General features: G+C 62.4%; 2 protein-coding genes and 1 pseudogene. 1 reads left to right on the top strand and 2 read right to left on the bottom strand.

The window, feature by feature from the left end:
* Positions 1–389, bottom strand: a pseudogene (locus I8J29_RS33310) (hypothetical protein); the annotation flags it as partial.
* 177 nt (positions 390–566) lie between these two features.
* On the bottom strand, positions 567–1,340 hold the full coding sequence (locus tag I8J29_RS33305) for a phytanoyl-CoA dioxygenase family protein (protein ID WP_208851552.1): 774 nt from the start codon (positions 1,338–1,340) through the stop codon (positions 567–569).
* A 138-nt stretch (positions 1,341–1,478) separates the two neighbouring features.
* On the opposite strand from I8J29_RS33305, the gene I8J29_RS33300 reads away from it, so the two are divergent.
* On the top strand, positions 1,479–2,357 hold the full coding sequence (locus tag I8J29_RS33300; protein ID WP_208851551.1) for an AraC family transcriptional regulator: 879 nt from the start codon (positions 1,479–1,481) through the stop codon (positions 2,355–2,357).
* The last annotated feature ends 522 nt before the right edge of the window (positions 2,358–2,879 follow it).

Raw genomic sequence — 2,879 nt, 5'->3', positions numbered from 1 at the left:
CCGTTCGCCTTGCCGCCGCCCTGCCAATTGCCGCGCTGGCCGCCGCCTTGACCGCCTTGGACCTGGGCGCCGTCGCCCCCTTGCGGACGCTGGCCGCCCCGGCCGCCGCCGAACGACGGCATGTCGGCCGGCGACGTCGTCGACTTCTGTACGACGATCGCGTCGCCGGACACGCTGACCACCTTGGCGAAATAATCGGCCGTCCGGTCCGGCTGCTGCGAACCGTTCGCGCCGCCGTCCGCGCCTTGCGCCGCGGCTTGTCCCGCGTCCGCCCCGTTCGCCGCCTGCCCGGCACCCCCGGATTGCGAATCGTCCTTGGCGCCGCATCCCGACAGCATGACCGAGATCAGCATCGCGGCCGCCATTAATTTTAGGCTTGAGCGTTCCATAACGTGGGCTTCCACCTCTTTCATGTATCGTCTATCGCCATTCACATTAGCAAAGCTACATGAAATCCGTGTGAAGAGCGCGTTCGCGAACGGACGGCCGGCGGCATGACGGCACGCAAAAAAACCGGCGGGGAACGGTCGTCCCTGCCGGTTCTTGCGCGCTGCGGAAGCTGCGTATTACACGATGGTATATTCGGGATGCGCCTTGTCGAAATGCGGGTTCTCGCCGCATACCATCAAGCCCATGCCCCAGTCGAAGTGTTCCTTGGTCATCGGGAAATCCGTCGCGCTGCGGTATTGGAACAGCACGTTGCGGCGGTTCCGCTCGCTGCGGTTCTGCGGGGAGCCGTGAATCGTCAGGTAGTTGAAGAACAGCACGTCGCCCGCTTCCGCGATGCACGGCAAGCCTTCGGATACCGGATATTCCTTCGCGTTCAAGTAATGGCGGCCGACATGCGACAGCGGTCCTTGCTTGTGCGAGCCCGGAATGACGTGCAGGCAGCCGTTCTCGATGTTCGCGTCGTCCAGGTGCACGCTCGCCGCCAGCATCGTGTTCTTCTCGTGCGGGAAGTACGGGTAGTCCTGGTGCATCGGGAACGCGGCGCCGTTTTCCGGCGGCTTCACGAGCATCTTGGAGTGGTGCAGCTGCACGTTCGGCCCGATCAGCTGCGACAGCACGGCCGTCATGTTCGGATGAACGAGCGCGCGCAGGAACGAAGCGTCATGGTAATGCACGTCGTGGAAGCCTTTCAGCACGAGCTTCTTCAGCTCTTCCGGCGGGAGAAAATCGCCCTGCCACTGCGCGTTGTGGTCGCGGTTCGCTTTCGCCGCGCGATCGATGATGCTGCCGACGGCGCGCCGCATCTCCTCGACTTCCTGTTGATTGAATACGCCCTTGACGAGCAGGTAACCCTCTTCATTGTAAAAATCGACGTCTTGTGGTTTAATCATCCTCATAGCCTCCTGAGATCGAAATCGCTTTCCTATGGCTTTATTGTAGCGAATTCAAGGCTTTTCGATCTTTAGCGGGAGAAGCCATGTTTTTGTCTTTTGAGGACAATATTTTAGGCGAAAGGATGCGCGCTTGCGATGTACTTATGGAACGAAACCGATATCTGGCTGAATCAGTTCGCGCTGCGGCCCCGCACGGACGACGCCGTGTTCACCGTCCACTACTGGGGCGTGAGCGAGCATCTCATGTCCAACTTCCTGCACAAGCATTCGTTCTTCGAGATCTGCTACGTGCTCGGGGGGCGAGGCACGTACCTCGACGACGGCACGCTGTACCCGCTGTCCAAGGGGACGCTGTTCTGCTCCCGGCCGGGCATCACGCACTATATCGAATGCGAACCGGAGCTCGCGATCCTGTTCGTCGCCTTCGAGCTCGAAGAGAGCGAAAGCTCGGAATCGGCAAGGTCGGCGTTCCAGGCGCTGGCCGCGGCGGAGACGGTCGTCGTCCAGGACGGCGACGAGCTGGCCGCCGCCCAGCTGTGGCGCGCCCTGCTCCGCCGTTCCGGCGAGCGCGCGTCGCTGCCGGAATCGGTGCTGACGCCGCTCGCCGCGTCCCTGCTGCAGTCGCTGCCCTCCGTCTTCGCGAAGCCGGCCCAGCCGGAACGGACCGCGCCGCGCCGCAGCGCCTCCGCCCTGCTGAAGCAGGCGAAGCTGTTCATCACCGACAACCTGAGCGACGAGGATCTCTCGCTCGAGAAGGTCGCGGCGCAGGTCAGCATTTCGCCCCGGCATCTGTCGCGGCTGTTCGCCTCCGGCGTGCACGAATCGTACACGCTGTACGTGCGCAAGCAGCGGATCCGCCGGGCGGCCGAGCTGCTGCGGTACACCGACCGCTCGATCAAGGAGATCGCGGAAGCGACGGGCTTCGGCTCCGTGCATTATTTCACGCGGACGTTCAGCGACCTGATGAACGTGCCGCCGGGCCGGTTCCGCGAGGACGCGCGGCTTCATGATTGAGCCGGGACGCGAGAATTAGGCGGCGCGGGCTCGGGGCCGCGCGGACGGGAAGTCATGGCGCAGGGACTCCGGATCGGCAGCGACAAGACGGAGCTACGTAATACGCGCCGGCATGACGATATAGCTGCGCTTTACGCATGCGAGGGGCTGGGTTCGAGCGCGGGATTCAGGGCAGCTTGCGGTGCGCAACGGCGCTCGAACGGCTCGCACGGGACGAGCGAGGCATCTGCATGGACACCCGGCAGCTTCGTCATACTTGGGCGGCGCCTCCGTCCGGACACACGTTCCGCTATTTCGGCCAATCCGCCTATTTCGCCAAACGAGCGGCCACACGTTCCGCTATTTGGTCCCGCAGCCTGCATTTCAGCGACTTGCGAGCACAATAGCTGCATCTGTGCAACTAGAATAAAAAGTGGACACATCGTTAAGAAAAACAAGATAATCAACTTAACGAAAGCGAGGTGTCCCACGGTGGGGGAACAACGGCAACGGTACAACGAAGAGTTTAAAAAGCAAACGGTC

The sequence above is a fragment of the Paenibacillus artemisiicola genome, assembly GCF_017652985.1.
Lineage (GTDB): Bacteria > Bacillota > Bacilli > Paenibacillales > Paenibacillaceae > Paenibacillus_Z > Paenibacillus_Z artemisiicola.
The sequence above is the reverse complement of the archived record's forward strand: the minus strand, read 5'-3'. Positions and strand labels throughout refer to the sequence as shown.

Excerpts from the sequence above, each read along its gene's own strand:
- I8J29_RS33305 (WP_208851552.1), bottom strand. The coding sequence starts at position 1,340 with ATGATTAAACCACAAGACGTCGATTTTTACAATGAAGAGGGTTACCTG.
- I8J29_RS33300 (WP_208851551.1), top strand. The coding sequence starts at position 1,479 with ATGTACTTATGGAACGAAACCGATATCTGGCTGAATCAGTTCGCGCTG.